This is a genomic window from Paraburkholderia sp. EG304 (genome assembly GCF_046543485.1).
GTDB lineage: Bacteria > Pseudomonadota > Gammaproteobacteria > Burkholderiales > Burkholderiaceae > Paraburkholderia > Paraburkholderia youngii.
The window spans coordinates 1-3,527 of sequence record NZ_JBKGUA010000157.1; the positions used below are offsets into that span (position 1 = coordinate 1).

1 protein-coding gene and 1 pseudogene are annotated in these 3,527 nt (G+C 60.5%); both read left to right on the top strand.

Annotated elements, in window-relative coordinates:
• Window positions 1-2,798, top strand: a 2,798-nt coding sequence (locus ACLFKU_RS42735; protein WP_410853258.1) for a non-ribosomal peptide synthetase, incomplete at its 5' end; no start/stop codon positions are given.
• Window positions 2,799-3,232: 434 nt separating this feature from the next.
• A pseudogene (locus ACLFKU_RS42740) lies at window positions 3,233-3,409 on the top strand (IS66 family insertion sequence element accessory protein TnpB); the annotation flags it as partial.
• Window positions 3,410-3,527: the final 118 nt, after the last annotated feature.

Genomic DNA, 3,527 nt, shown 5'->3' on the forward strand with positions numbered 1-3,527 from the left:
AGGTGGCCGAAGGCGTCTCAGCGGATCGGGTCTGCGGCTACATGCAGCACACGCTCGAGCAGCTGGCGGAGGCGCTGGAGCGGGCGCCGCACACGCCGGTGCGGGAGCTGGACATCCTGCCGGGCGCTGAGCGGGCGTACCTGCTGGAGGAGCTGAACCGGACGGCGGCGGCGTATCCGTCGGAGAAGTGCATCCACGAACTGTTCGAGGCGCAGGTCGCCAAGGCGCCGGAGGCGGTGGCGGTGGTCTGTGCGGAGGAGCGCGTGAGCTATGGCGAGCTCAATGCGCGGGCCAACCGTCTGGCGCATTATCTGACCGGGCGCGGGGTGAGGCCGGACCAGCCGGTGGCGATCTGCCTTGCGCGCAGTCCGGCGATGGTGGTGGGGCTGTTGGCGATCCTCAAGGCGGGGGGCGCGTATCTGCCGCTGGATCCGGCCTATCCGTCGGCGCGGCTGCGGCAGGTGCTCGAGGATGCGGCGCCGCCGCTGCTGCTGGCCGATGCGGCCGGCCGTGCCGCGCTGGGCTGCGACGCGCTAGCCGGTGTGAGCGTGGTGGATCTCGACACGGCAACGCCGGCCTGGGCGAACCTGCCGGCCTCCGATCCGGACCCGCGCGCGCTCGGCCTGAGCGCGCGCCACCTCGCCTATGTGATCTACACCTCGGGATCATCAGGCACGCCCAAGGGCGTCATGGTCGAGCATGCGAGCACCGTGAACCTGCTGCAGTGGAGCAGTGCCGTGTTTGCGGAATCAGAGATCAGCCGCATGCTGTTCTCCACCTCGATCAGTTTTGACCTGTCGGTCTATGAGTGCTTCTTTCCGCTGTCGCAAGGCGGCACCCTGTATGTTGTCGAGAATGCGCTGGCCCTGGCGCAAACGTCATTGGATGTCACGCTGATCAACACAGTGCCTTCGGCGCTCGCCGCTCTGCTCGAGAAGAACGCAGTGCCGGCTTCGGCAAGCATCATCAATCTGGCGGGTGAGCGGCTGAAGGCGAGCCTCATAGAGAAGGCCTTCGGGAGCAGTCGCATCGAGAAGTTATGTAACCTGTACGCACCTTCCGAGACAACGACGTACTCGACCTGGATTTGCATGCCGAGGGGGGAGGCTGTCGTTGAGACGATTGGGCGTCCGATCGCGAACACGCGGGTGTATCTTCTGGACGGTCATGGCGCGCCTGTGCCGTTCGGGGCGGTGGGAGAGCTTTACATTGGCGGGGCCGGCGTTGCGCGCGGGTACCTGAACCGGCCGGAGCTGACGGCGGAGCGGTTCATCGCCAGCCCCTTTGTGGCAGGCGACCGGCTGTACAAGACCGGGGATCTGGCGCGGTATCTGCCGGACGGCAATCTGGAGTTCCTGGGCCGCAACGACGAGCAGGTGAAGATCCGCGGCTTCCGGATCGAGCCGGGTGAGATCGCGGCGCGGCTTGCCGGGCACGCGTTGGTGCGCGAGGCGGTGGTGGTGGCGCGCGAGGACCGCCGCGGCGATAAACACCTGGTCGGCTATGTGGTGTGTGCGGCTGAAGCAGCTTCGAGCGGGCCGGATGGCGACGCGCTGGCCGGCGCGTTGCGCGCGCATGTGAGTGCGCACCTGCCGGACTACATGGTGCCGAGTGCGTTTGTGCGGATGGCGGCACTGCCCTTGACGCCGAACGGCAAGCTGGACCGCCAGGCGCTGCCGGCACCGGAGGATGAGGCGTATGCGCGGCGGAGCTACGAGCCGCCGCAAGGCGAGATCGAGACCGCGCTGGCAAGGCTCTGGGCGGAGCTTCTGGGGCTGGAGCGGGTCGGGCGGCACGACCACTTCTTCGAACTGGGCGGCCACTCGCTGCTGGCGATGCAGTTGCTCAGTCGCGCAGTCGATCTCGGGCTCAAGTTCAGCGCCGCCGACCTCTTCCAAGCCCCCGTTCTAAAGGAACTTGCATCAAAGGTTCATTTGGAACCACAGCCCAGCAGCTCGGGAGTGATTTGTGTTTCTAGAGAAACCGGATCGCAGCCGCCGCTGTTCTTTGTTCCCACAGGTTTTGGCGATTGCTCCTATGTCCTTAGTTTGGTCCAGGAGATGGACGCAGGATGTCCTGTCTACGCTTTGCCATGGCCGCCATTTAGTGAAGTTCAATTTCCAACTTTTAAAGAGATGGCCTCGCAACTCAATTTGGCAATTAGAGAGATCCAGCCACGCGGTCCATATCGCCTCGCTGGATATTCATCAGGAGGAATCCTAGCTTACGCAATTGCGCAACGGTTACTGGATCAAGGCGACACTGTTTCATTCCTCGCTCTAATTGACGTTGTACTATCTTCGCATCCATCAAGCGTATCGCCCACCCAAATGGTACAAGAAGTGCTCCTGGAATCTCTCGAGGTAGACGACGAGAGGTTCGAACTACTTGAACGCCTCTCTGGAAGAAGTTCAATTTCTAAATTCCTTGAAAAGGCACAGAAAATTGGAGTGATCCCTTTGGATCGCAACCTGCATAATGATATCCTGACGTATGAAAGGGCCATACAATTCCAACGGGCGCTGGACTCGTATCAAGTTCCGTCCCTCCCAATCGAGGTATACCAATTCTATGCCAATGAACCTCTTCGCCACCGGGCACGATCTCGCAAAAACTCTGCAGGTCCAGAAGCACGCTCGCCTTTGCGGGGTTGGGACCGCGTTTTGAGTGCAAAGGCTATTCATGCCGTGCCAATTCCAGGTGACCATATAACTATGATGGATGTCCCCGCGAACCGCCAAGTTCTGGCTCGATGCCTATTAACGGCTCTTGGCCAGTCAGCGACGGGCGCCGAATAAAAGGTTCATAGGGCACAGGCGGAAACCTATGCCCATGAAATCGCTCTGAAACTACCAAGTGATTGGAGTATAGAAATCTCATCAAAGGCGTGTCTTGTGGAAACAGCAACAAGAGGTGATGACGATGCGCATTCCCAGCACCCGTTGGCCGAAGAGAATCAGTCGCAGGGCCCCTACGAACCCAGATCATCGGGAAAGCCACGTTCTTACGGGGTTGCAAGGGGAGAGTCGAACAAAGCCGGCGCTGAAATTGCGTTTACATCCAGATACCGGCGCGCAAGGGCTCCGGTGCAAATAGGTAGTGTGGTCGAAATAATCTTTATAGATTTGGATACCTTATCGATTGAACGTAAGCGATAGTTTCTGCCCGCCTAGCGTGTTCGCTGGTGGAAGATCAAGCTTGCGTCCGCAATCACCCAACTTGCGGACGCAACATGACCCCGGACGAACTTCATTTCCTTCCCCTAAAAGTCACGCACATCGACGAAGGCGGTCGGCGCTGCTTTGATCCCGAAGGCAAGCGGCGACTGATTGACGCGTGCGAGCAGCCCGGCGCGTCGGTGGCCGGGCTGGCGCTCAAGGCTGGCGTGAACGCCAACCAGCGTAAGCGGCTCATGACGGCCATTCTCGACGGCTGAGCGAACCGGTTGGTAGTTTAGTTCCCGCTAAATAATTTGGTGGGAACTAAAGTGGACGAGACATTGAATCGGATCGCGAAGGTCAAGCGAC